The 26281-nt window shown below is 41.6% G+C and carries 29 protein-coding genes; 28 read left to right on the top strand and 1 reads right to left on the bottom strand.

All coding sequences use genetic code 11. The features are described from left to right. Positions 1-440 precede the first annotated feature (440 nt). On the bottom strand, positions 441-695 hold the full coding sequence (locus IEU81_RS02150; RefSeq protein WP_092594654.1) for a ferredoxin: 255 nt from the start codon (positions 693-695) through the stop codon (positions 441-443). Positions 696-875: 180 nt separating this feature from the next. Between IEU81_RS02150 and IEU81_RS02145 the strand changes: the two genes are divergently transcribed. From IEU81_RS02145 to dinG, 28 genes are all read left to right on the top strand, one after another. Continuing rightward, entirely contained in the window at positions 876-1976 is a 1101-nt protein-coding gene (locus IEU81_RS02145) for a LysM peptidoglycan-binding domain-containing protein (RefSeq protein WP_186090084.1), read from the top strand. Continuing rightward, positions 1976-2644 carry a (d)CMP kinase gene (gene cmk, locus IEU81_RS02140; RefSeq protein WP_231957136.1) on the top strand — a complete coding sequence of 223 codons (669 nt, stop codon included), beginning with the start codon at positions 1976-1978 and terminating at the stop codon, positions 2642-2644. The genes IEU81_RS02145 and cmk overlap by 1 nt, the downstream gene beginning before the upstream one ends. A 5-nt stretch (positions 2645-2649) precedes the next feature. Next, positions 2650-3228, top strand: coding sequence for a lysophospholipid acyltransferase family protein (locus IEU81_RS02135; RefSeq protein ID WP_231957134.1), 579 nt, complete (start codon positions 2650-2652; stop codon positions 3226-3228). Positions 3229-3297: 69 nt separating this feature from the next. Next, positions 3298-4548 carry a 30S ribosomal protein S1 gene (gene rpsA / locus IEU81_RS02130; RefSeq protein WP_092594658.1) on the top strand — a complete coding sequence of 417 codons (1251 nt, stop codon included), beginning with the start codon at positions 3298-3300 and terminating at the stop codon, positions 4546-4548. A gap of 90 nt (positions 4549-4638) precedes the next feature. Continuing rightward, positions 4639-5952, top strand: a complete 1314-nt coding sequence (gene der, locus IEU81_RS02125) for a ribosome biogenesis GTPase Der (protein ID WP_092594660.1) — start codon at positions 4639-4641, stop codon at positions 5950-5952. 15 nt (positions 5953-5967) lie between these two features. Then, on the top strand, positions 5968-7020 hold the full coding sequence (locus IEU81_RS02120) for an NAD(P)H-dependent glycerol-3-phosphate dehydrogenase (protein ID WP_186090082.1): 1053 nt from the start codon (positions 5968-5970) through the stop codon (positions 7018-7020). Between the two features lie 14 nt (positions 7021-7034). After that, a complete protein-coding gene (locus tag IEU81_RS02115; RefSeq protein ID WP_176760547.1) occupies positions 7035-7241 on the top strand; it encodes a DUF2768 family protein in 207 nt (68 codons plus the stop codon). Beyond that, the gene (locus IEU81_RS02110; RefSeq protein ID WP_176760548.1) at positions 7234-7953 is read left to right on the top strand and encodes a YphF family lipoprotein; all 720 of its coding nucleotides are present in this window, start codon (positions 7234-7236) and stop codon (positions 7951-7953) included. Before IEU81_RS02115 ends, IEU81_RS02110 begins: the two co-directional genes overlap by 8 nt. Positions 7954-8068: 115 nt before the next feature. Next, the gene (gene hbs / locus IEU81_RS02105; protein WP_092594664.1) at positions 8069-8341 is read left to right on the top strand and encodes a non-specific DNA-binding protein Hbs; all 273 of its coding nucleotides are present in this window, start codon (positions 8069-8071) and stop codon (positions 8339-8341) included. Between the two features lie 73 nt (positions 8342-8414). Continuing rightward, a complete protein-coding gene (locus IEU81_RS02100) occupies positions 8415-8906 on the top strand; it encodes a hypothetical protein (protein ID WP_186090081.1) in 492 nt (163 codons plus the stop codon). Next, positions 8906-9607 carry a demethylmenaquinone methyltransferase gene (locus IEU81_RS02095; RefSeq protein WP_186090079.1) on the top strand — a complete coding sequence of 234 codons (702 nt, stop codon included), beginning with the start codon at positions 8906-8908 and terminating at the stop codon, positions 9605-9607. The genes IEU81_RS02100 and IEU81_RS02095 overlap by 1 nt, the downstream gene beginning before the upstream one ends. Continuing rightward, positions 9604-10557, top strand: coding sequence for a polyprenyl synthetase family protein (locus IEU81_RS02090; RefSeq protein ID WP_186090078.1), 954 nt, complete (start codon positions 9604-9606; stop codon positions 10555-10557). The genes IEU81_RS02095 and IEU81_RS02090 overlap by 4 nt, the downstream gene beginning before the upstream one ends. Before the next feature lie 64 nt (positions 10558-10621). Beyond that, entirely contained in the window at positions 10622-11068 is a 447-nt protein-coding gene (ndk, locus tag IEU81_RS02085) for a nucleoside-diphosphate kinase (RefSeq protein WP_092594672.1), read from the top strand. Between the two features lie 80 nt (positions 11069-11148). Then, positions 11149-12315 (top strand): chorismate synthase, encoded by a 1167-nt coding sequence (aroC, locus tag IEU81_RS02080; RefSeq protein WP_092594674.1) that lies wholly within the window; start codon positions 11149-11151, stop codon positions 12313-12315. A 1-nt stretch (position 12316) separates the two neighbouring features. After that, on the top strand, positions 12317-13363 hold the full coding sequence (aroB, locus tag IEU81_RS02075; RefSeq protein ID WP_092594677.1) for a 3-dehydroquinate synthase: 1047 nt from the start codon (positions 12317-12319) through the stop codon (positions 13361-13363). After that, positions 13360-14649 (top strand): 3-phosphoshikimate 1-carboxyvinyltransferase, encoded by a 1290-nt coding sequence (gene aroA / locus IEU81_RS02070; RefSeq protein ID WP_186090076.1) that lies wholly within the window; start codon positions 13360-13362, stop codon positions 14647-14649. Before aroB ends, aroA begins: the two co-directional genes overlap by 4 nt. Before the next feature lies 1 nt (position 14650). Then, positions 14651-15922, top strand: a complete 1272-nt coding sequence (locus tag IEU81_RS02065) for a tetratricopeptide repeat protein (RefSeq protein ID WP_092594681.1) — start codon at positions 14651-14653, stop codon at positions 15920-15922. After that, the gene (locus IEU81_RS02060; RefSeq protein ID WP_186090074.1) at positions 15903-16379 is read left to right on the top strand and encodes a YpiB family protein; all 477 of its coding nucleotides are present in this window, start codon (positions 15903-15905) and stop codon (positions 16377-16379) included. Before IEU81_RS02065 ends, IEU81_RS02060 begins: the two co-directional genes overlap by 20 nt. 5 nt (positions 16380-16384) lie before the next feature. After that, the gene (locus IEU81_RS02055; RefSeq protein ID WP_186090073.1) at positions 16385-16813 is read left to right on the top strand and encodes a DUF2487 family protein; all 429 of its coding nucleotides are present in this window, start codon (positions 16385-16387) and stop codon (positions 16811-16813) included. 144 nt (positions 16814-16957) lie between these two features. Further along, positions 16958-17458 carry a QcrA and Rieske domain-containing protein gene (locus IEU81_RS02050; protein WP_092594687.1) on the top strand — a complete coding sequence of 167 codons (501 nt, stop codon included), beginning with the start codon at positions 16958-16960 and terminating at the stop codon, positions 17456-17458. 11 nt (positions 17459-17469) lie between these two features. After that, entirely contained in the window at positions 17470-18144 is a 675-nt protein-coding gene (gene qcrB, locus IEU81_RS02045) for a menaquinol-cytochrome c reductase cytochrome b subunit (RefSeq protein ID WP_092594689.1), read from the top strand. Between the two features lie 15 nt (positions 18145-18159). Beyond that, positions 18160-18960 (top strand): menaquinol-cytochrome c reductase cytochrome b/c subunit, encoded by an 801-nt coding sequence (locus IEU81_RS02040; RefSeq protein ID WP_092594691.1) that lies wholly within the window; start codon positions 18160-18162, stop codon positions 18958-18960. A 72-nt stretch (positions 18961-19032) separates the two neighbouring features. Continuing rightward, complete coding sequence (locus tag IEU81_RS02035) at positions 19033-19590, top strand: DUF1405 domain-containing protein (protein WP_231957131.1); 558 nt, start codon at positions 19033-19035, stop codon at positions 19588-19590. 55 nt (positions 19591-19645) lie between these two features. After that, positions 19646-20344: a zinc metallopeptidase gene (locus IEU81_RS02030; RefSeq protein ID WP_256333916.1), complete on the top strand. Its 699-nt coding sequence runs from the start codon at positions 19646-19648 to the stop codon at positions 20342-20344. 138 nt (positions 20345-20482) lie between these two features. Beyond that, positions 20483-21646, top strand: a complete 1164-nt coding sequence (bshA, locus tag IEU81_RS02025) for an N-acetyl-alpha-D-glucosaminyl L-malate synthase BshA (protein ID WP_186090071.1) — start codon at positions 20483-20485, stop codon at positions 21644-21646. Beyond that, on the top strand, positions 21624-22838 hold the full coding sequence (locus tag IEU81_RS02020) for a CCA tRNA nucleotidyltransferase (RefSeq protein WP_176760549.1): 1215 nt from the start codon (positions 21624-21626) through the stop codon (positions 22836-22838). Before bshA ends, IEU81_RS02020 begins: the two co-directional genes overlap by 23 nt. Next, positions 22792-23751: a biotin--[acetyl-CoA-carboxylase] ligase gene (locus IEU81_RS02015; protein WP_186090069.1), complete on the top strand. Its 960-nt coding sequence runs from the start codon at positions 22792-22794 to the stop codon at positions 23749-23751. Before IEU81_RS02020 ends, IEU81_RS02015 begins: the two co-directional genes overlap by 47 nt. Before the next feature lie 12 nt (positions 23752-23763). Beyond that, positions 23764-26280 carry a helicase C-terminal domain-containing protein gene (dinG, locus tag IEU81_RS02010; protein ID WP_186090068.1) on the top strand — a complete coding sequence of 839 codons (2517 nt, stop codon included), beginning with the start codon at positions 23764-23766 and terminating at the stop codon, positions 26278-26280. Position 26281: the final 1 nt, after the last annotated feature.

The following is a 26281-nucleotide window of genomic DNA, read 5'->3' as shown; positions in this document are numbered from 1 at the left end:
TAAGGGTGTTTTTTGTATTCTGCAGCTGTATATTGATAAAAAGGCTGATTTGACAAGGAGAGCGGGGCGGGAGCGGGCTGGGATGACGTGGTGAATTTGACGACGTCGTCCGGAAGCACTGGGATGACGTGGTGAATTTGACGACGTCGCCCGGAAGCACTGGGATGACGTGGTGAAAATGACGACGTCGTCCGGAGACGTTGGGATGATGTGGTGAATTCGACGACGTCGTCCGGAGACGTTGGGATGACGTGGTGAAATTGACGACGTCGTCCGGAGACGTTGGGATGACGTGGTGAATTTGACGACGTCGTCCGGAAGCTGATCATAAGCAGGATACAGCAATAACCCAAATTAAAAAGCATAGTTCCTATGAATAACAGGACCCATGCTTTTAATAAAAGAGAACACTTCAAATAGAAATGTCCTCTTCTTAATTTTTACTCATATTTTAATGGATCGCCGTCAAATGGCCCGTCCTCAACTTTAATTGAGTCTGTCGGACAGCCGTCAAATGCGTCTTCCATGTCTTCAAGCAGGTCTTCCGGCACTGCCGTTACGCCTTTATTATCATCCAGAATGACGTAAGCAATGCCGTCGTCATCGTAATCATATATATCTGGTGCTGCAGCACCACACGCACCGCATGCGATACAAGTATCCTGATCAACAATAGTGTACTTTTTTGCGCACATATATTTCACCTCTTAACGTTTACGATTAGTTCATAACTTATATTAAGAGAAAATCAAAAAATTATCAATGAACAAAAATCGAATTCGTCAACAATACACCGTAAGTATGATTACTCTTTAAATGTCCATACAAACAATATATAATTAAACTTAAGAATGAGTTTACTAGGAGAATGCGCTATGAAAGATGATTTTTACAAAGATATGAACCATAAGCGTGCACAGGATGAAAAGTCTAGTAAAAAAAGTGCAGGTAGCAAAAAATCCGAAGAGCCAAAACATGAAAAATTGAGCCGCAGTGCACGTCATAAAGCTAAAGAAGCCGGTGACACCAAAGAACCGAATAAAAAAAAGCCTGAACAAAAAAAACAGCCAAAAGATAACACTTTATCGGATAAGCTGAAAGGTTATTTCAGTGCAGAAAATGCTGCAAAGGGAAAAGCTTTTTTTGCCGGTCAATTTTCAGCCTATCAAAATCGTATTAAAAATGAGCTGAAAGTTTCAAAAGAAAAACTTGGCAGTATTGGTGCAGCTTCTAAAACTGCAGGAAATAAAAAACAAAAAACAGACAGCAGCGGCAAGAAACGGATGCTTCCATGGCTTATCGCAGTACTTGTCTTAATTCCGATTACAGTCTTATTTGCTTTCTTAATCTTTTCAAACTTCTGGCCGTCTTTAAACGATGAAATTAATCTGGCCAATGAAAATGCATCTGAAGAAACTGCTGAGGGCGGTGCTGAGGGTGAAGAAGAGGATCAAAACTCTGCAGAATTTAATGAAGCGCTGCAGGCTCAAAAAGCCGAGCACGAAAGACGGCTGGCTGAAAACCGCAGCGGCGACTTAGCAGCGAGCGATCTTGAAGCAAATTATTCCCAAGAAGAATTGCAGGAGTTAGAAGACGCATCACTTAATGCGATACGGAGTAAGGAAGATGAACCTGCAGAGTCAGAGACTGAAAACAGCAGTGACAGTGAGGATTCTGAAGAAGCTTCGAATGAAGAAGATGAGTCGGCAAATGACGCAGAAACAGCAGACGAAAGTGCTGACAATGAATCTCAAACTGCAGCAGAAACAGAAACTCCGGAAACTGAAACAGAGACCGAACCTTCTGAAACACAAAACGCCAATGCATCCCACGTCGTCACACCTCAGGATAATTTATACCGTATTGCAATTCAGTATTACGGCGACGGCAGTTCTGAAAATGTTCAGCGCATTATGGAAGCGAACGGCGTCACACCGGACAGTCTGAGTGTCGGGCAGGAATTAATAATACCGTAATGAAAGTAGGCCATCAAATGTCACAAATCAGCATCGCAATTGACGGACCGGCAGCTGCCGGCAAGAGCACAATTGCAAAACGCGTCGCAAAAAAATTACAATTTTTATATATTGATACCGGTGCCATGTACCGGGCAGTTACACTGTACGTGCTTGAGCACGGAGACAAGATTATTGAAAATATTTCCGAGCATATCGATATTACGTTTGGTATTAATGACGAAGTATACTTAAACGGAACAGATGTCTCTAAAGAAATCCGCTCTCCTGAAGTTACGAACAGTGTCAGCCGCGTGTCTGCAATCGGGGAAGTCAGATCCTACCTCGTTGATATGCAGCGCAAAATCAGCCGCACTGACAGCGTCGTTATGGACGGCCGGGACATCGGCACGACTGTACTGCCGGATGCTGAAGTGAAAATCTTTATGCAGGCATCACCTGAAGTCAGAGCAAAGAGACGGCTGCTTGAAGAAACAGCACGCGGCAATACCATCGATTTACAAACGCTGACAGATGAAATCATCCGCCGCGATCAGATTGACAGCACGAGAGAAATTTCACCCCTCGTCCAGGCTGACGACGCAATTCTCCTCGATACGAGTTATTTATCGATTGAAGAAGCCGAAGACAAGATCATTCAGCTGGTCGAAGATAAACTGGAGGTATAGTGATTATGTATGAATTTGCAAAATTTTTACTTAACCGATATTACAAACTCAGATTTAAAATAACAGTCATCGGCAAAGACAGAGTGCCGGCAACCGGTCCGGTCATGCTCTGTTCAAATCATATCTCGGACTTTGATCCGCCATTAGTCGGCCTGGCACTCGATCGTCAGCTGTCATTTTTTGCAAAATCTGAACTCTTTGAACTGCCGGTCATCGGCAAAGTATTTCCGAAGTTAAATGCCATTCCAGTTTCACGCGGCAAAAGTGACAGAGCGGCCTTGAAAACATCGATTAATGCTTTAAAAGAAGATCGCTGTCTGCTGATCTTCCCGGAAGGCCACCGCAACAAGGGGGACGTTACAAAACTGCAGGATTTACAGGAAGGCGCCAGCTTCATTGCAGCCAAATCTGAAGCACCGATTGTTCCCGTTATTATAAAAGGGGAGTATAATAGAAAAAAAGGTGTTACAATTGTATTTGGGAAACCGATTGATACTAAAGAATTTTTAGCAGCTGGCAACTCCCGTAAAGATTTAACTCGTAAATTGGAAGAAAAACTAAACAATTTACTATTTTCTGAATAATCACTTGACAAAAGCTTTGAATTGTAAGAAGTTATTTATATACACTGTATAGTAATTGGAGGCAAGCACATGACGACAGAAGACATTAAGAACGAAGATTCAAACATCGAAGAAACACAGGAAAATAATGCACCTGACAACAGCGAAGAGGTACAGAACGATACTGAAACGGCAGAAAACGGTCCGTTTGCAGTAGGTGACACAGTAACAGGTACAATTTTTAACATCGAAGATAAGTTTGTAAAAGTTCAAGTCGATGATTCTGACTACGAGGGCATAATTCCAATCAGTCAGCTTACAAACAAACGTATCGAGCACCCGAATGATATTATTGCACTGGATGATTCCATCACTGCAGTAGTAATCAAAGTTGAAGATGATGCTAAAAACATCATTATTTCAATCCGCAAGCTCGATGAACAAAAAGCATACGAAGATTTAAAACAGAAACAGGATGCTGATGCAACGCTTGAAGGTACTGTTGTAGAAGCAGTTAAAGCAGGTCTTGTATTAGACGTCGGTGTCAGAGGTTTTATCCCTGCATCACTCCTTTCTGACGAATATATTGAAGATCTTGAGCAGTTCACAGGTCAAACTCTCGAAGTTAAAGTAGAGGACATTGACCAGGAGAAAAACAGGGTAATCCTTAACCGCAAGCGCATTGTTGAAGGTGAAAAATCTAAACATCGCCAAGCGGAACTTCAGGATCTTGAAATCGGCAGCATCATCGAAGGTGAAGTAGTCAGAACCACTTCATTCGGTGCATTCATTAACATCGGCAGCGTAGACGGCCTGGCTCATATTTCCGAGTTAAGCTACAGCCGCGTTAACAGTGTTGAAGATGCTGTAGAAATTGGCCAGAAGGTTAATGTTAAAGTGCTCGATGTTAATCCTGAACAGGAACGCATCAGCCTGTCTATTAAACAAGCTGGCGAATCACCATTTAATAAATTTATCGATGCGCATGATACAGGCGACGTACTGAATGGTACTGTTAAGCGCCTTGTTGATTTCGGTGCCTTCGTAGAAGTATCACCGGGTGTTGAAGGACTGGTGCATATTTCAGAAATAGCACACGACCACGTCAACGTACCATCTGATGTTCTTAAAGAAGAACAGGAAATTGAAGTGAAAATTATCGGCCTTGATAAGGATAACGAGAAAATTTCACTGTCTATCAAAGCACTTGAATCTGCGCCGGCTAGACCGAAACAGGCTAAACAGGAACAGAATTCACAAGTTTACACTGACGATACGGATGATGACGCACCAACTTTAGGCGACGTCTTCGGAGATCGATTTAAAGATTTAGACTTATAATATTAGAATTCACTCATGATAAAGAGCGATGATACTATCGCTCTTTATTTTATTTGTGTTAAAATATATGTGCATACAGGGAGGGTAACAATGTATAAACCAACAGTAGCAGTAGTAGGGCGGCCAAATGTCGGCAAGTCCACGCTTTTTAACAGAATTATCGGAGAAAGAAAGGCAATTGTCGAAGATTCTCCGGGCGTCACAAGAGATAGATTGTACGCTGAAGGTGACTGGTTAAATTATACTTTTAATTTAATTGATACCGGCGGTATTGAAATTAAGGATGAGCCGTTTCAGCAGCAGATTAAAATGCAGGCTGAAATCGCCATTCTTGAAGCAGATGTTATTATTATGATTGTGAACGGCAGAGACGGTGTAACGAGCGATGATTTATTTGTTGCACGTATTTTACAGAAGTCTAAAAAACCTGTCGTTTTAGCGGTTAACAAAATTGATAACTATGAAATGCGCAGTGAGATATATGAGTTTTATCAGCTTGGTCTCGGCGAACCATGGCCGGTATCAGGATCGCACGGTTTAGGTCTCGGCGATGCACTGGATGAAGTCGTCCAGCACTTTAAGTCTTTAGAGACTGAAGTAGAAGAAGATCCGGCGATTAAAGTGTCGTTAATCGGCCGTCCAAATGTTGGTAAATCGAGTCTGGTTAATGCCATTCTCGGTGAAGAACGTGTTATCGTCTCGGACATTGCAGGCACAACCCGTGATGCAATAGATACGTCGTATACATACGACGGAGAAGACTACACTTTAATCGATACAGCTGGAATGAGAAAACGCGGCAAGGTGTACGAAGCGACAGAGAAATACTCTGTCCTCAGAGCAACCAGAGCGATTGAACGTTCCGATGTTGTTATGGTCGTCATTAACGGCGAAGAAGGTATCAGAGAACAGGATAAAAGAATTGCCGGTCTGGCACATGAGGCAGGCCGTGCGATTATTATCGTTGTCAACAAGTGGGATGCTGTAGAAAAAGATGAAAAAACGATGCGCAATTTCGAACTGGATATCAGATCTAACTTCCAGTATTTAGATTATGCACCGATTACTTTCGTATCAGCAGCGACTAAGGTCCGTCTGAAGACATTATTCCCGCTTATTCAGCAAGCATACGCTTCAAGCAATATGCGCGTGAAATCCAGCACTTTAAACGAAGTGCTCGTCGACAGTGTCAGCATGAATCCGACACCGACTGATTCCACAGGCCGCCGCTTAAGCATATATTACGGGACGCAGGTCAGTGTCGGTCCCCCGACATTTGTACTCTTTGTCAATGATGTTGAGCTGATGCACTTCAGCTACAGACGGTATATTGAAAATCAGCTTAGAAAAGCCTTTGATTTTACCGGCACACCGATTCACATCATCAGCCGTAAACGAAATTAGAAAGTAGGTATCAATATGAACATCTCAGTCATTGGAACAGGTAGTTTTGGTACAAGCCTCTCGATGGTTTTGAATGATAATAACAATCGGGTCATGATGTACGGGAGAAATCAGGATACTGTTTTGGAAATTAATCAGTCACACACTAACAGCCAGTATTTAAAAAATATCGATTTAGCATCGGATATTAAAGCAACATCGTCTTTAAAAGAAGCTGTCAGCCACGGAGAGGTTCTCGTACTGGCAGTTCCTGTTAATGCCATGCGCTCTGTCGCAGCTGAAATTAATCAGCTGCTCAAGGACTTGAGTAAAGAAGTGCTGATCGTGCACGTTGCAAAAGGACTGGAACTGAACACGTATAAACGCGTTTCAGAAGTGCTTGAAGAAGTCTTTGATCCAGAATACGTTTCGGATATTTGTGTCTTGAGCGGACCGAGCCATGCTGAAGAAGTAGCTGAAAAACAGCCGACGACTGTCAGCACAGCTTCCATTCACTCAAAAGGCGCTGAAATTATTCAGGATGTCTTTATGACGGATTACTTCAGAGTATACGTGAATAATGATATGGTCGGTGTAGAGATTGGCGGAGCGCTCAAAAATATTGTTGCGCTGGCTGTTGGTGCTCTGTCCGGCTACGGCTTCGGCGATAACCCAAAAGCCGCCGTTATTACGCGCGGCCTGCATGAAATTGCCAGACTCGGCACTAAGCTCGGTGCGAATCCTCTGACATTTTTAGGACTGGCAGGCATGGGCGATTTAATCGTGACTGCCACCAGCCAGCATTCGAGAAATTACCGCTGCGGACAAATGCTCGCCGGCGGACTCTCTCTTGAAGAGGCAACAGAAAAAATGGGTATGGTCGTCGAAGGCGTCAATACGACGCGGGCCACTTACGAGCTCGCTGAGAAATACGATGTCGATATGCCGATTACAAAAGTGCTGTACGGATATTTATTTAATGATATCAGCGAAGACGAAGCGTTTTCCGCTTTAATGAAACGCGAAAAAACGTCAGAATCGGAAGGCTTAAAACAACTGCTCGAAAGCCAAATAAAAAATAGTAAATAGTTAGAGGTAAATGTATGTTTGATATTTCTAGAATGGACTTAATGTGGGTGTCATTTGTGTCGATCGGCTTTATGGCACTTGCAGCAGTATTAATATATCTGGCAAGGTTTGTAATTACTATTCGTTTTGTCAGTATTCTTGTTTCTTTAATTGCATGGGTATTATTAATACTCGCCTTTCTGCTGATGATTCTCGTTATTGGAGGATCCACGCATGCGTAAATTCACTTATGTATTCACAATGGCACTCGCATTGTTAGTATTAAGCGGCTGTCTATATCCTGAAGATGAGCGGGCAGGGAGTAACATTCCGCCAGAAACAGATATTCAGAACGTCCAAAATGCAGTCGATAACTTTCAGGAAGCAGAGGGCGGAATTTTACCGATTAAAACAACGTCCGACACTGCTGAATATTTAGATTATCAAGTTGAGTTTACGAGTATCGTGCCTGAATATTTAAGCGATATTCCCACGACAGCTTATGAAAACGGCGGTAATTTTCAATACGTTATTTTAAATGCAGAAGAAGATCCTGAAGTGAAAATTGCAGACCTTGCAATTATCGAGGAGCTCCGTTCGCTGCGTCTTCGTATTAACGGTATGGGCGAGCACGTTGAACTCGGAGACCAGGTCGGTCCGAATGTCTATCAGCTGGATCTCGATCATTACAATCTGACTGAAAACCCGACGGTAACGAGTCCGTACACAGGACAGCAGCTGAATGTATATTACAGCGGCGGCCAGGACTTTATCGTCGACTACAGAGATGATTTAAATATGATGATAGAAAACGAAGGACTCGACTTTGAGACAGGGGAGGATATTCGTCCAATCTTGTATGAATACACACCGATTGTGCCGATTTATTCACCGGAAATGACAGTCGATGAAAATAATGAAGCAATATTTATGACGAGCGTTCACAAAAGTTAATTTCATGCAGTTTTTAAGCGAAAAAACGTTTAAATCCGTTGCAGTCCCTACGCCCGTATGGTAAAGTCAAAACATAATGATAAAATCATTATACAGATTATAGGAGGTCTATCAGATGAATAAGACAGATTTAATCAACGCTGTCAGCGATAAAGCTGACCTTACAAAAAAAGAAGCAGGAGCTGCAGTAGACGCAGTTTTTGAATCAATCCAAGGTTCTCTCCAAAAAGGCGAGAAAGTACAATTAATCGGATTCGGTAACTTTGAAGTACGTGACCGTGCTGCAAGAAAAGGCCGCAACCCGCAGTCTGGTGAAGAAATCGAAATCCCAGCATCTAAAGTACCTGCATTTAAAGCTGGTAAAGCACTTAAAGACGCAGTTAAATAATTTATCTACTAGGCCTAACTTTGAAACGTTAGGTCTATTCATTTATAAGGTGATATTTATGAAATACTCAGCCGTGCAACCCTATAATGATTCACAGCTCCAGGATTTAATTGATGATTTGGAGCAGAATGAAATCACAGAATTTTTTTCAGATAATAATAATATAATACATAAAAAATATATTTCCGATGCGGTGCTGTTATTTACACATGCATTAAATCAGCTCGATAAGGTACCGGATGTTAATAATCGGGAAGGGCATGTCCTGACAGGAGATTTCTATTTCAGCGAGTTCTATTCAGCCCTGTCTCAGCACGGAGAAATGCAGGTCGTACATGATATGGTGGGCATATCAAAAGAACTGTCATCTAAAAAGTCGAGACAGTACGAAGATAAAAAAGTGCTGACTGACAGCGACTTAAAGTATCTGCTGTTTGCACCGCTATTGTATTTAATAGATAATGGATATGTGAAGTCTGATCTCGATAATATTCTCGACCGTGTAATTAAAAACATGGATCAAAGAGAACTGGCCTACATAATAAATACTAAAGGTGAACGCTAATGCAAACAGAAAATAGAATTCAGACAATCTTTAACTCCATTTCAGATGATTACGATCATATGAATGACATAATCAGTTTTAATCAGCACACGATTTGGCGCAACCGGACTAACAAAGAAATCTTCGTTAAACCCGGCCAAAAGGTGCTGGATTTGTGCTGCGGCACTGGTGACTGGACAATCCAGCTGGCAGAAAATCAGGAAGCCGAAATTACAGGCCTTGATTTCAGTGGAAATATGCTGAAAGTCGCTGCCGGCAAAACAGCTCAGTTTAATAATATTACACTGACCCAGGGCGATGCGACAGACTTGCCGTATGACGATAATACATTTGATATCGTGACGATTGGATTTGGTCTTCGTAATTTACCGGACTATTTGAGCGGTATTAAAGAATTTTACCGCGTCTTAAAACCCGGCGGCCAGCTGGTTATTCTTGAAACATCCAATCCTGAAAGCAAATTGATGAACTTTGGTTTTAAAATTTACTTCGGCAAAATCATGCCTGTTCTTGGAGAGAAAATTGCCGGCAGCGGCCAGGAGTATACTTGGCTGTTTGAATCGACCAGCAAGTTTCTATCTAAAGAGGAATTGAAAACTATGATGCAGCAAAATGGCTATATAAATATCAAAGTAATCCCTCATACATTTGGTACTGCAGCAACTCATATCGGATACAAACCAATTGAGGCTGCAATGTGAAACCATTAAAAAAATTTATGTCGGGGGAACTTAACCGCGTCAAAAAAATTGTTAAATCGTCATTGAAACCAAATGGCACTATCGTTAACGATATGAGTTTTCAGCTGTATAACTCTGGGGGAAAGAAACTGCGTCCCATGTTTACAATACTCGCCGGGAAACTGGGGGACACAGCACATTATGAAGATGTTTTAAAAACGAGCGCCAGTCTCGAACTGCTTCATATGGCAACACTGGTACACGATGATATTATCGATGACAGTGCACTCCGCCGCGGAAAACCGACTGTGTTTTACGAACACGGCTATTTTCAGGCAATTAATACAGGCAACTATTTGCTGTCTTCAGCGCTGCAAATAGTCAGTAAAATTAACAACCCTAAATTCCATGAAACTTATTCTAGCGGCATACGGGAAATCGTCCAGGGTGAACTGATCCAGTTCGATACTCAATTCGATGCCCGTCAGAGCCTCGATGAATACTATAGAAAAATTTACCGTAAAACGGCATTGCTCATCGTTCTGAGCATCGAACTCGGCGGCTATGCTGCTGAACTCAATGATAAACTGATGCAGCATTTAAGCACGTACGGCTATCATATCGGTATGAGTTTCCAAATTATCGATGACTGCCTTGATTTTACAGGCAGCACTAGTACGCTTGGCAAACCGAATTATTCCGATATCAAAAACGGTCATTACACATTGCCTGTACTGCTTTTAAGAGACAGCGACGCTGAATTTAAAAAAATGCTTGAGGAATTTTCAGAGACTAAAGAAAATCCTGAGCAGCTGATTCAGTACATTTTAAATACCGATGCTCTCGACCGGGCACTCGAAGTCAGCACGGAACATCTCGATGCAGCACTGGCTGAAACTGAACATATCGACGCGCCGATTAAACAATATTTTATCGAAATTGCAGATATGTTAAAAAACAGAAGAAATTAATTTGTAATGACATGTGAGAAAATGCTAAAATAATATTCGAAATCACATTTAAGGAGCTATTATAATGGAAAAAACATTTCTTATGATCAAACCGGACGGTGTCCAAAGAAATCTTATCGGACCTATCGTTGAAAGATTAGAAAACAAAGGATTCAAAATCGTTGGTGCTAAATTAATGCAAGTATCGGAAGACTTAGCTAAAACTCACTACGGTGAACACAGCGAAAGACCTTTCTTCGGCGAGCTTGTTGAATTCATCACTTCCGGACCGGTTTTTGCAATGGTTCTTGAAGGTGAAAACGTTATTAAAACTGCACGTTTAGTTGTTGGATCAACAAACCCTCAGGAAGCTGCACCGGGAACAATCCGCGGCGACTTCGGTTTAACTGTCGGTAAAAACATTATTCACGGTTCAGATTCACCTGAAAGTGCTGAAAGAGAAATCAACTTATTCTTCGACGAATCTGAAGTGCTTGATTACGACTTATCAAACAGCGCTTGGATTTACTAAGAACAATAAACCAGGCTGGGTAATAACATTACTCAGTCTTTTTTTCATATATATAAATAATTCAAATAGAGGTGCTTACAATGAGATTTTTAACTTCAGGAGAATCGCACGGTCCAAAAGTCAATGCTATCGTTGAAGGATTTCCGTCGAACTTGCCAATCGATAAAGAACGCATGCAGGAGGAATTGTTTAAACGTCAGGGCGGATACGGCCGCGGACGCCGTATGCAGATTGAAAAGGATACATTTGAATTCGGTTCAGGCGTCCGCCACGGCAAGACGCTCGGCAGCCCAATTATGATGGAAGTCAACAATGATGACTTTAAGCACTGGGTAAAAATAATGGGGTCAGAACCGATCAGTAAAGAAGAAGAAGAGGAAATGAAACGCATTATTACTAAGCCCCGTCCGGGTCACGCTGACTTAGTCGGCGGTATGAAATATAACCATCATGATCTGAGAAATATTCTGGAGCGTTCCTCAGCACGTGAAACAACCGCTCGTGTTGCAGTCGGTGCACTGTGCAAAGAATTGCTCCACGCACTCGATATCAACATTACTTCCCGAGTTACAAAAATCGGTGCAGTAACAGATGACGGTGCCTATGATTACAAGACTTTAAGTGAAAAATCTAACGGCTCAAGTGTGCGGATGATTTCTAACGAGGCGACAGAAGAAGCTGAAAAGGCAATAGATGCTGCTAAAAAGGCAGGGGATACGCTCGGCGGTGTCGTCGAAGTTATCGTAGAAAACCCGCCGGTCGGTCTCGGATCTCACGTTCATTACGACCGTAAACTCGATGCTAAAATTGCACGCAGCATCGTCAGCATTAACGCATTTAAAGGTGTTGAATTCGGTATGGGCTTTAAAATGGCAGAAACGCCGGGATCACAAGTCCAGGATGAGATTAAATTCGACAGCGAGGACGGTTTCTACCGCAGTTCTAATAACCTCGGCGGCTTTGAAGGCGGAATGACGACGGGCATGCCGATTGTTGTCCGCGGTGTAATGAAGCCGATTCCGACATTATACAAACCCTTAATGAGTGTCGATATTCATACGAAAGAAGCATTCACGGCAACGATTGAACGCAGTGATCCTTGTGCTGTGCCGGCCGCATCCATTGTAGCTGAACATATGGTAGCAATCGAAGTGGCAGAAGCAATTCTCGATAAGTTTCCAAGCGATGACTTTGGCGACTTAAAAGCATCTCTCGATTTATATAACAAACGTCTGAGCGAGTACTAATATGGATATATCGACGGCTTATAAAGATAATAACTACAAAATTCACGTTGCAGAAAATATACTCAAAAGTCAGCTGTCTGAATACACAGCTCAGTATGATAATGTATATTACCTTATCGATGAACATGTATACGGCATTTACAAAAACAGTAAATTATCATTTATAGAAGCACCGCTGGTCGTCACTGGAGGAGAATCGTTTAAATACGCTTCTCCTTTAATGCACACTATGGAAGAATTACTTGCCTTTGGCATTAAAAGAAATGATTTAATCGTCGTTATCGGAGGCGGAGCGACAGGCGATGCGGGCGGTTTTATCGCCAGTACTATTCTTCGCGGCGTCGATTACATTCACGTGCCGACGACACTGCTGGCCCATGATTCAGCGATCGGCGGCAAGACGGCCATTAACTCTAAGCACGGCAAAAATTTAATCGGTGCATTTTACCGTCCTAAAGCAGTGATTTACGATCTCGATTTTCTAAAATCACTGCCGAGCTCAGAAGTACTGAGCGGTTTCGGCGAAGTATTTAAACACGCCATGATTCACAGCCCGGAATTAACTGAAGACTTGTTCCAGGCAACAAAAGAGACGATTGATCTTAAGACGCTCACACCTTTTATAATTAAAGGTATTGAAACAAAGATGACCATCGTTATTGAAGATGAACATGAAAAGGGCAGCCGTAAATTTTTAAATTTAGGTCATACGCTCGCACATGCCATAGAATATAAGTATAAAATTCCTCACGGCCAGGCAGTCATGCTCGGAATTATTGCAAGTTTATATATTTCAAATCAAGTGTATCAGCTGGAGATTGCACTGGATTATTACGTCGATTATATGAAACATCACGGCTATCCAGTCGGCCTGATTACAGACATGGACGTCGATGAAATGCTCGAGCTGATTAAAAAAGACAAAAAAAATCATAAGAGCGATTATATCAGCTACGTGCTTTTTAAAGATGAGAACACATTGACAGTGACCGATATTAAAGTCAGTGATCTTAAAATGATGCTGACGAAGTTAAAGGAGCGCATATGAAACAATTATTAAATGGTACATTCACAGGCAGAACCAGCGTGCCCGGCGATAAATCGATTACTCACCGTGCGCTGATGCTCGGTGCTTTAAGTCAAGGCACGACACATATTAAAAGTCCTTTAATTAGCGCCGATACGCTTAGAACATTTGACAATATGCGCCAGCTCGGTGCCGAAGTGACGCGTCAGGGTGACGATTTTACAGTAGTATCTAAGGGACACGATCACTTAAAGTCACCATCAGACACAATCTACACCGGCAACAGCGGCACAACAACACGGTTAATTACAGGACTCCTTGCCGGCCTTAAAACGATTACTGCATCGGTTGAAGGAGATGCAACCATTGCTAAACGCCCGATGGACCGCGTTGTGATTCCGCTGTCTGAAATGGGTGCTGATATCACTTTAAAAGACAGCAAGTACCCGCCGGTCAATATTCAGCCGGCACAATTAAAACCGCTCGAATATAAGATGCCGATTGCCTCTGCCCAAGTAAAAAGCGCCATTTTATTTGCGGGACTCTTTACAAGCGGTGAAACAATCGTTCATGAAACCCACCAGTCCCGCAACCATTCGGAGCTGATGATGGCACAGTTCGGCGCGGATATTACAGTGAATGAAAATACTGTCACGCTGAAGGGCGGCAAAGATTTATCGTCTTCAAACGTCACAGTGCCGGGAGATATTTCATCTGCCGCATTTTTAATCGTCCTCGCTTTAATTACTAAAGGCTCAGATATAACTATTGAAAACGTGTCCTTAAATGAAACGCGTTCGGGTATCATCGATGTCGTCAAAATGTGCGGCGGAGATATTACCATTACAGAACACGATTCAAAAGGGGAGCCGTTTGGTGATATTAGAGTCCGCTATACGGAACAATTAAAACCGTTTCATATTGACGGCGAAATAATTCCCCGTTTAATCGATGAAATTCCGATTCTCGCAGTGCTCGGTGTGTTCGCTGACGGCGACAGCACTGTCCGCGGTGCTGAAGAACTCAGATTTAAAGAGACCGACCGAATTACAGCAGTCGTTAACGAACTGTCAAAATTCGGCGTCAATTTCGAAGAATACGAAGACGGCTTTAAAATCATGCCGGGTTACGGTAAAGTAAAAGCCGGTGAAATGTTTAAAAGCTATCATGACCACCGCATCATTATGATGCTGATCGTTATGGCGATTGCAGCAGAAACTCATATTCAAATAGATGATCAAAGCGCAATAGACGTATCGTTCCCTTCATTTATTAATGATTTAGAGCGTTTAAGAAAGGACCGGTAATATGCAGGAAGATATACTCAGTATTATAGATAAGCTCCGTCAGGGGTCTTATCCGGAAGAAGATTTAAATTATATATTAAACAGTCTGGATCAGTTCCATTCCGAAGAATCGCTCGAAGCCTTATTCGTGCTCGGCGATGCACTGCACAACGCAGGGCTCGACTATCAGGCCAGACAAGTGTTTCTGCATCTAAACGACAATGTGGACCACGATGATTACGTGATCAGTTACATCGTCGACTCATATATTAGCGAAGCACGTCTTGACGATGCACTGACACTGATTAACAACAGTCCGGAAACACCAACTGTGCTGATGCTGAAATCCGAAATATTCCAGCAGATGAATTTGAATGATGTCGCTGTGCGGCTGTTATTCGAAGCGAAGGCCCAAAGCGATGATATTATTATCGACTTTGCAATCGCAGAGCTGTATTACACATTAGGTGACTTAGAAGAGGCAGTCCGTTTTTACGAAACAGTGCTGAACGAAGGACTCGAAGAAGTGAACGGCGTTATGATCGGTTTAAGACTCGCCGATATATATGTTAATTTATTAAACTTTGAAGATGCGCGTGCCTATTTCGACAGCGTGCCGGATGAGCATTATTCAAACGAAGATTTTTATAAAGAAGCGCTGCTCGAATACAATTTAAAAGCATACGACCGCGCCAAGTCGCTGCTCCTTAAAGTTATCGACAATGAACCGTACTTTATCAACGCTTATATTCTCTTAATGAACATATACGAGACAGAGCACAATCTGGATGAAGCGCTTGAAACACTGCAGAACTACCTGCGTGAAAACGATAAAAACGCACTGATTTATTTCCATATCGGCAGATTGCACTTCAGACAAAATAAGCCTGAAGAAGCCGTTGAAAACTTCAGTATAGCGACTTCACTCGACGAAGATTACGATGATGCCTATCTCATGCTCTTTGAAAGTATTTTAAAAACAGGTGAGACAGAGACGATTGACGATTACGTTAAACATCTAGATCTCAATGCCCTGAGCGGGGAGTCCATTTATTTATTAGCTAAAATTGAAGCTGAAAATGAAAACGACGAACAAGCCCTTAAATATTATGAAGATGCGAGTCATCTGATCGGGGATTCTGTTGAATTCTACACAGATTATTATTACTATTTAACTGAGATTAATCATCACAGCAGAAAAAATGTGCTTGAAAAACTAATTAAACTAGAACCCGATAATCTGGAATGGCAGCTGGATTACGAACGAATAGCAGGTGAGGAAGACGAGTTTTAAAAAAGATTTTATAAATTATTGTTTATATAATTATGAATTCAAAGACCATACGGCAGTGTGGATTTTAAATTTTATAAAATCCCATCCTCTGATTACGCACAATATTTCATTTACCAATTCCGGCCTGGAAAGAAAACTGCGTATCGCTGAAAGCAGAACAAACCGGCCGACTTTAATGTTTGAAAAATCCGGTACAGTAACTGCCAACGGTGAAATGATTTTTCACGAGCTGAACCTGAACAAGACCGATGCGCTGTACGTCGAATTTATCTTTTCTAAAAATGATCTCCGCTATAACCAGGCTATGAGTGAGGAACTGATGAAAAACGATGAAATTTTAAGCGAAGATATTAAAGAACTGGAGAGTCTGATCGATGAAGCGCTGATTTCAAAAGATAAAGCGCGGTTTATCGAACTGACGGGTGAACTCCAAAAATTAAACGATAAAAGAGGTTAGTCATAGTGCTTTATAATAATCGCGATTTACGAGTATTAAAAGAGGAAATCGAATTTGTTGATACAGCAATCGTTCCTGTAATGAATATTGATTTTGACGGCAATATGCTGCATCACGCAAACAATCTCGAACTGATTCAGCATGTGACAGTCCAGCTTGAGAAACAGCTGAAAGGCCGTCTGCTGATAACACCGGCCTTGACTGCAGTCGGCGGCAATACAGACTCGCTCATCACATATAAAGATCAGCTGTTTGAATACGGCTTTAAAAAAGTAATCAGTCTTTCATTTGATGCAGCTGAATCTGAAGGTGTCAATAATATTAAAATAAACAGCATTCCCATCAGCGATATGGATAACAACATGAAAATATCGATTATTAATGATGAAGTGAAATCGGTGATCAAACAGATCATTAATGTGTGGAATCAATAATTAAAAGTATAATTACACAATTTGCTTTATAAGATGTGTCGATTATTTGAAAACAATATTGACCGTCCACTTTTAATAAGCTAAAATTGAAATGTCCTAGTTATATTATATGTAAAAGTATGTGCGTTGAGGGGGGAAAGAAAAATGTCGCAAAAAGTAACAAGACGCCAATTTATGAACTACTCATTAATGGGTGTAGGCTCATTCATGGCGGCAGGAATGATTCTGCCAATGGGAAGATTTGCACTTGATCCACTTTTCCAGGAATCTTCTGCAGGTGACATGATTACTACAAGTGTTTCGGTGGATGATATCACTGAGGAACCAGTCAGTGTTGACTTCACATTCGAACAGCAAGACGGCTGGTATGTAAGTGAAGTGACCGATTTCGCGTGGGTTTATCGCGATGGCGATCAGATCGTAGCGTTATCACCTGTATGTAAGCATTTAGGCTGTACGGTTTCTTGGGCAAGTGATGCCGCTAACCCGGATAGATTCTTCTGTCCATGTCATAATGGGCTGTATGAAAAGAACGGCGCCAATGTACCGGGAACTCCGCCTCGCGGACCGCTTGATATGTTCGAAGTAGGAGAATCAGATGGATTCCTTACAATCGGTGCAGTAAAAGAGAATGAATTGGTATAGGAGGGAATTAAATGCTAAATCGTATTTATGATTGGATTGATGACAGAATTGACATCACCCCGATCTGGAGAGACGTAGCTGATCACGAAGTGCCAGAGCATGTAAACCCTGCCTATCACTTCTCCGCTTTCGTCTACTGTTTTGGAGGACTGACGTTCTTTATTACAGTCATCCAGATTTTATCTGGAATGTTTTTAACTATGTATTACGTACCAGACATTATTAATGCCTGGAACTCTGTATACTATCTGCAGCAAGATGTTGCCGCAGGTGTTATTGTCAGAGGGATGCACCACTGGGGTGCAAGTTTAGTAGTCGTCATGATGTTCTTACATACTCTCAGAGTATTCTTTACAGGTGCATACAAGTCACCGCGTGAATTGAACTGGGTTGTCGGCGTGCTGCTGTTTGCAGTTATGCTTGGACTCGCATTCACAGGTTACTTGCTGCCATGGGACATGAAAGCATTATTCGCTACTAAAGTAGGTTTGGATATTGCTGAAAGTGTACCGTTCGTCGGCGAATGGATTAAAACACTATTAGCAGGTGACTCAACGATAATTGGTGCTCAGACACTAACAAGGTTCTTTGCCATCCACGTATTCTTCCTGCCTGCTGCACTATTTGTATTAATGGCAATTCACTTTATTCTGATACGCAGACAGGGTATCTCAGGACCACTATAAGGGGAGGGAAAATATATGAAACGCGGTAAAGGTCTCACTTTTGTCGGTGACTCACGAATTAGAAAATATGATAAACCAAAATTAAATCGTGACTATTCAGAATTCCCTGGTCGTACAGAGGAGTTCTGGCCCGATTATCTGCTCAAAGAATGGTTGGTCGGAGCAGTATTCTTAATCGGTTTCCTATGTTTAACGGTTGCGCATCCCGCACCGCTTGAACGTATGGCAGATCCAACTGATACAGGTTATATTCCATTGCCTGACTGGTATTTCCTTTTCCTTTATCAGATTCTTAAATACACATATTCTTCAGGTCCGTTTAACGTTGTCGGCGCCATGATTATTCCTGGTATTGCTTTCGGTGCTTTACTTCTTGCACCTTGGCTTGACGGCAAAAAAGAACGTCACTGGAAAAAACGTCCTGTAGCAACAGGAATGATGCTCCTTTCAATAGGTATCATTTTCTATACTACTTGGGAATCTGTTGCTTACCACGATTGGGAGCAGCAAAATCAGCAGGGGCAGATTGTCTTCTCTAACTTAGATGCAGAAGATCCTGTCTTCAATGATTTAATTCGTACGAACTGTACGAGTTGTCACGGCGGTGAACTTGCCGGGGGGTCAGGTCCTAACTTAATCGAACCTGAATTGGCTCCGGAAATGGTTGAATCTTTCGTCAGAAATGGTACAGGTGAAATGCCTGCCTTTGAAGGACAGCTGACAGATGAAGAAATTACAGCAATTTCTGAATATGTTGCAGGTCTCGAACTGACTACGAAAGACGAAGCAGCTAACACTGAAGAATCAGCAGAATAATAATAATGACCCTTCTGGCAACAGAAGGGTCTTCTTATAGGTGAAATGATGATATATAACTTATACAAGCTAATGTTCAACCGCATATTTCTAATCTTTCTTCTTATTTGCAATGTTGCGGGTACAATTTACGGCTATATATGGTACGGCGGCCAGCTGTCGATTACGCCCTGGTATTTCTATCCCTTTGTTCCGGACAGCCCGACAGCGACATTGTTTTTGTGTATTCTCATCCTGCTGATTTTATTTAATAAAAAATTCGGTCTGATCGATGCACTGGCATTTACTACGCTGATAAAATACGGTGTCTGGGCCGTTATTATGAACTTATGGAACTTTATCGATATGGGCTTTGTCTCTTGGATCGGGCTGATGCTGATTGCATCACATTCAGCTATGGCGGTAATGGCTTTTATGTTTTTACCATATATAGAAATCAAGCCCTGGCATTTTTATGTCACAGCGATTTGGCTGTTTCATAATGACGTAATTGACTATGTGTATATGCAGTATCCGAGATATGGCAATCTGCATCCGTACGCGAGTGAAATCGGCTATCTTGCTTTCTGGCTGACAGTTATTGTGCTCATACTCTTGTATAAGCTTGCAAAGCGGGACACAAATAATTGACTAATATAAAAGCTATTTAGTAAAATAGCATTATGAACTACACGGAGGGACTAACTTGTATCTTATAATCTATTTTGTAATTCTAATGATTGTACCAATGCTTGCACAGATGAATGTCAAATCCACATTCAATAAGTACTCAAAAGTACGTTCTACAAGCGGATTGACAGGCCAGCAGGTTGCAGAAGATATCCTCCGGGAAAACGGCATATACGATGTTTCAGTTGAACGCGGTCAAGGTGTCTTAACAGATTACTACGACCCGAAAAACAAAAAGGTCGTCCTTTCTCCCGGCAACTTCGACAATCCGAGTGTTGCAGGCACAGCAGTAGCCGCTCACGAAGTCGGGCACGCGATTCAGCATGCGACCGGCTATAAGTTTTTAAACTTCCGCTCAGCTTTGTTCCCGCTCGCACAATTAGGCAGTAACTTTTCTTACTTCCTGATTATTGCAGGTATTATTTTAACTGCTGCACAAAGTGCAGCCGGCGGCGGACTTGGTGAAATTCTGCTTTGGTCAGGTATCGGCTTAATGGGATTCGCAGTCTTATTCCAGCTGGTGACACTGCCGGTTGAGTTCGATGCATCCAGACGCGCCATGAACCAGATTGAAGAATTAAATATTGTGAACAGTAAAGAATACCGCCACGCTAAAAAAGTACTGAACGCAGCAGCGATGACTTATGTTGCAGCAACAGCAGTGGCAGTGGCTGAACTGTTACGCTTTATCATGATCGCAAGAAACCAAAACTAATTTTATATTAGTCAGGCTCTCTTTAAAAAGAGGGCCTGTTTTTTGTTTTTTTATAAACGGATTCATTTCCCTTATATACATATATTCATTATAATGAGTAATGATTAACGATAAATTTAAGAATTGTGGTGCATAATTATGAAAATTGGAATTACATGTTATCCGAGTGTCGGCGGCAGCGGAGTCATAGCGACAGAGCTCGGTATTCAAATGGCGGAACGCGGCCACGAAGTGCATTTTATCTCGTCCAGTGTGCCGTTTCGCCTGGGACATAATTATGATAATATATACACGCATCGGACCGAAGTGAATGATTACAGCGTTTTTAAATATCCGCCGTATGATATTACTTTATCGAGTAAAATATCAGAAGTCATCGACCGCTATGAGCTCGATGTGATTCATATGCATTATGCAATTCCTCATGCTGTCTGCGGTATATTGGCAAGGCAGATGTCTCACAGAAAAAACGTCGGGATCGTGACGACGCTTCACGGTACGGATATTACCGTCCTCGGCCACGACATGTCACTGGTCAGCGCTATAAAATTCGGCATCGATCATTCCGATATAACGACATCAGTCAGCAACAGTCTGACACAGGAAACGTATGATCTGATTCAGCCGAAAAGCGATATTAAAACGGTCTATAACTTCGTCGATGAATCCCGTTTTAATACAGAAAATCGTCTGGAAATTAAAAAAGAACTCAAAGAAAAATTAAATATACCAGAGCAGGCCAAAGTGCTGATGCATACTTCTAACTTTAGAAAGATTAAAAACGTCGATGATATCGTCAAAACTTTTTACGAAACTTCTAAATCCATCGACTGTCATTTAGTGCTGGTTGGCGATGGACCTGATATGTACAGCATCAGAACGCTCGTCAGTGACTTAGGCATTGAAGACCGGGTTCATTTTTCCGGCCAGCAGACAGATGTCAGCGACTATTACAAACTGAGTGACGCATTTTTGCTCTTAAGTGCCAAAGAAAGTTTCGGTCTTGCTATGCTGGAGGCCATGTACTGCGGGGCCGTTCCGATTGGTTCGACTGCCGGCGGTATTTCAGAAGTCATCCAGCACGAACAGACCGGCTATGTTGTTGAGATTGGCAATTATAAACAGGCAGCTGAACATTTAATTCGGCTCTTAAATGATGAGGCGCTGTATGAAAAGATGCAGCAGGCAATGTTAAAAGATGTCAACGAACGGTTTAACATGGAAAAAATCGTTACAGAATACGAAAATTTATATATTAAGTTGCAAGCAGGTGCAGATAATGACGAAAGAGACACTTTTTAAAGCTGGCAGAAAAATAATTGATCAGCTGGAACATCATAATTATGAAGGCTACTTTGTCGGCGGGGCAGTGCGGGACTATATGCTGCAGCGTCCGGTCAACGATCTCGACATTACGACCAATGCGCTGCCTGACGTGATTGAATCATTATTCGATAAAACAATCGATGTCGGTAAAGCGCACGGGACGATTATCGTCATGATGGATGATATACCTTTTGAGGTGACGACTTACCGCCTTGAAGGGGACTACAGTGACCACCGGAGACCGGACGCGGTCTATTTCACCCTGCATTTAAAAGAGGACTTAAGCCGCAGAGACTTTACTATAAACGCTATGGCCATGACCCAGACTATGGATCTCTATGATCCTTACCATGGCGCAGCAGATCTAAAGAGACAGCTGATTACCACTGTGGGCCAAGCCAGTGAACGGTTTAACGAAGATGCACTGCGCATGTTAAGAGCAGTGCGTTTTATGTCCCAGCTTGATTTCACTTTGTCCGAAGAAACAGAACTTGCAGTTAAAGAACATGCCGGACTGCTGCAGCATATAGCAGTTGAAAGAATGACTGCTGAACTTGAAAAATTATACAGCGGTATTAATACAGCGGACGCCAAAAATATTATAGCGGACAGCCTGCTGAAATATATGCCGTTTTTTAAATATATTTCTAAAGATAATTATTTAAATTCTGTCGCTTCTTCACTGGAAGCAGAAGCTGTTATTCAGATTTATAAAGCGCGTGATTTACAGCGTCATTTACCGGAATTAAAATTGTCTAACCGTTCAAAAACAGTCATTAAACAAGCCTTGAACTTATTGGATGAGCTGAATGAAAAAATCGATGCAAAATTACTGGCTTACCGTTATGAAACGGACATTTTTCAGCTGGTCAGTGATATAATTAAAGATAACAGCTTCTTAAATGAAGCAGGGGAGCTGCTGAGTGAAGCCGCTGCCGTCAAAGTGCAGCTGCCGATTGCTGACAGAAGCGCTTTAGCTGTAAACGGCAATAGTTTGATGGCTGCTCTCGGACTTAAGGGCGGGCCATGGCTGAAGGATTGTCTGTTTGCAGTCGAGAGACAAGTCGTCTTAGGCAAAATTAAAAATAATGAAGCAGAAATAATTAATTGGGTGAAGACACATGTTAAAAACGAAAACGGGAATATTATCATTACTGACGGAAAGTGATTTTATTTCCGGTGCCGAACTTGCCAAACAGCTCGGTGTATCAAGAACCGCCATCTGGAAAAATATTCAGAAACTGAAAGAAGACGGCTATAATATCATTGCTGTAACGAATAAGGGCTACAAACTGCTTGAAACATCGGACCGTTTAAATGAAACGCTGTTAAGAGCAGAAATTGAAAAGTCAGAGCTGTTCGAGACTTTAATCTATAAAAAGACAATTGATTCCACTCAAAACCACGCGTTCAGGATTTTAGACCAGCATGATGGTAATATAGTAATTGTAAGCGGCCATCAGTCACAAGGACGCGGCCGTTTTAAACGCGAATGGCTGTCGCCTGAAGCCGCGGGTTTATATATGTCGCTGGTTTTTAGACCGAACATCAGCAATCATAATATGATTGTCTTTAATTTATTTATGTCGCTCGCCATCAGTGAAACGATACGCGAGACTGCAGGTTTAAACAGCGGTATAAAATGGCCAAACGATATTTTTATTAACGATAAAAAAGTATGCGGATTTTTAACTGAAGTCATCAGTACAGACAATATCGTCGATACGATTGTTTGCGGTGTCGGCATTAATATAAAACAGTCCGAAGAAACACAGAAGCTCGGTACAGCGACAGCGATTCGCGATGAACTGTCAGAGGATCATTTCGATGTGAATCACTTTATCGGCATTCTGTTTAAAAAAATAGAATTTTATTATGGTAAATTTTTAAGTGAACCGTTCAGCACTATTAAAGAGCATTGGCTGGAACATGCTGTAATTTTCAATCGGGAACTGAAAATTACAACTGTAAATGAAACATTTAAGGGCAAAGCGCTCGACATTACTGATGAAGGTTACTTAGTCATTTTGACTGACGACCACAACATACATAAGGTGATCAGTGCCGATATTGAAATTTAACCTGGTGATATAATGTTAAATAAAACTTTCGCAGTCGTCGATCTTGAAACGACTGGAAACAATTTAAAAAAAGATAATATTATTCAGCTGAGTATTGTGTTCGTGCGCAACTTTGAAATTACCGGACAATACAATACTTTTTTAAGCGATGAAGTAAATGTGTCCCCGTTTATACGGGAGCTGACCAATATTTCACCGGATATGCTGATCGGGGCACCGAAATTTAGAGACCTTGCTGCGGATATTAAAGATAAGCTGAAAGATGCTGTTTTTGTCGCACACAATGTCGATTTTGATTTAAATTTCTTAAAAACTGCCTTTGACTCAGCAGGTATTTCTTATAATCCTGCTGAAAAGATCGATACGGTCGAACTGTCGAGAATCTTTCTACCGACAGTGCCGGGCTATCAGCTGCACTTAGTTGCAGGCGATCTCGGGATTGAATTGTCCCAGGCGCACCGGGCAGACGAAGATGCCTATGCCACAGCGGAAATACTCATTCATATATTAAAGAAAATGACCCAGCTTCACAGAGAAACACTAATAAAAATTTACCATCTGTCTAAATCCATGCGGACCAATTTAACAGATTTGCTTTTTTCTGTTTTAAACCGATATACGGATGACAATGACGATGGCATTATTAGCTACAACCAGTTTTACATCAAAGAGACCGAAGTCAGCCATAAGAAAATTCAGCCGGTCAGCGTCCACGATTTATATTATAAATATCTGGACATTACGGATAATGAATACAGAACAGATCAATATGATTTGGCACTTTTAATTTACGACAGCCTGGTCAATGAAAATTATCATGCCATCGAAGCCTATACCGGGCTCGGTAAAAGCGACGCTTTTTTAATTGCGGCACTCAGTTATTATTCAGACTACGATGCCCAGGTGGTCGTCTCGACTTCCAGGAAGATTCTTCAGAATCAGCTAATTGAAGAATCGCTCATGCTGCTGAGACAAGTGGTCTCATATGATACGCCGTTTGCGCTGTTAAAAGGAAAGCTCAATTATCTCGACTTAAGTGCGTTTACAGCCTTATTAGAACTCGACGATACTAATCCTGAAATCTGCTTTTTAAAAATGCGGATGCTCGTCTGGCTCTTAGAAACAGAAACGGGCGACTTATCCGAAGTGAATTTAAGAGGACCTGAAAAATCATACTACGAAACGATGCGGATACAAGCCGGTGATCAAAAGCATCATTTTTACTTTAAACGGGCTTTATCGAATGCAAAAAAAGTGCCGATTATCGTTACCAACCATTACTTCTTAAATGACTGTTTAAACAGCCTGGACGGTATTCAGGCTTTAATCGTCGATGAAGCGCACCAGTTAAAACAAGCGCTCGACTTAAAAGAACGCCGCAAGTTCAGCTATCCGGAATTGAAGTTCTTTATCGGCCAGGTCGGTCTAATTAATCAGGACCGTCTGCTCGCTGACTACAGTAAAAGTAACAGTGCAGTGTCCTTATATTTACTTGAGGATATCGTCGTAAACTTAAATAAAAATATCGATATTCTGTTTCAGAAGGTGACAGCTAAAAAGCTGGATGATGCTTTAGACACACTGGATAACCTGATGAAATTTACAGATATGTTCCTCAGTACGATCAGGGGCACTGACAGCTATCAGGCTTTGTATAATCATATGCATTTTTTCGATCATTCTTTGAAAAATTTAAGCTATGCTCTGCAATATGACGACTATCATATTAAAGCGAACAAAAATTTCCAAAAGACGGAAATTACTATCCGCACCGATGTGCTCGATACGCTGGCAGATGCACTGAGAGCGATCCCTTGCCAAATACTACTGTCCGGCACGCTGGAAGTTCACGGCAACTTTAAGCATTTAAAATACTGGTTCGGAGATTATGACTTTAAAACGACTGTCATGGAGAATAGTCAGATGTATAATGACATCAAGCTGTTTATACCGAACGATATCAGCAGCTACGATGTGAAAGACTCTCTTTATATAATCGATATTCTCGATTACATTGCCTTGTATTTAAGCGAGACAGACAGCAAGCTGATCGTTATATTCTCAAATTACGAACTGCTGGAAAAAGTATACAGTTATACTGAAGATATTGAGCTGTTCGAGCAGATACCTGTCTTAAGGCAGGCTCATAACTCAAACAACGAAAAACTGCTCAATCAATACAATCAGCTCAGTCAGTGTCTGCTCTTAGGCACCTATACTTTTACTGAAGGTATTAATCTCGTCAGCGATAAAGACAAGGCGCTGATGCTGACAAAACTGCCATTCCCTGTCCCTAAAGGCGACAGTTTCAGAGACTTTTATACAGAAGATTTACCGGAAGCTGTCATTCACTTCAGACAGATTATCGGCCGAGTGAAAAGAAGCGATAAAGACAAAGGCGTCGTACTCTTATTCGATGACAGAATAATGACTAAGCCGTATAAAAATGCCTTTTTAAAATATTTCCCTGAAGAAAATATTTTTCATGACACTAGAGAATCTTTTAAAGCACTGCTTTTTGATTTATAAT

The sequence above is a fragment of the Jeotgalicoccus aerolatus genome (genome assembly GCF_014635205.1).
Lineage (GTDB): Bacteria > Bacillota > Bacilli > Staphylococcales > Salinicoccaceae > Jeotgalicoccus > Jeotgalicoccus aerolatus.
Note: the sequence above shows the minus strand (reverse complement) of the source record. Positions and strands in the feature narration are given on the sequence as shown.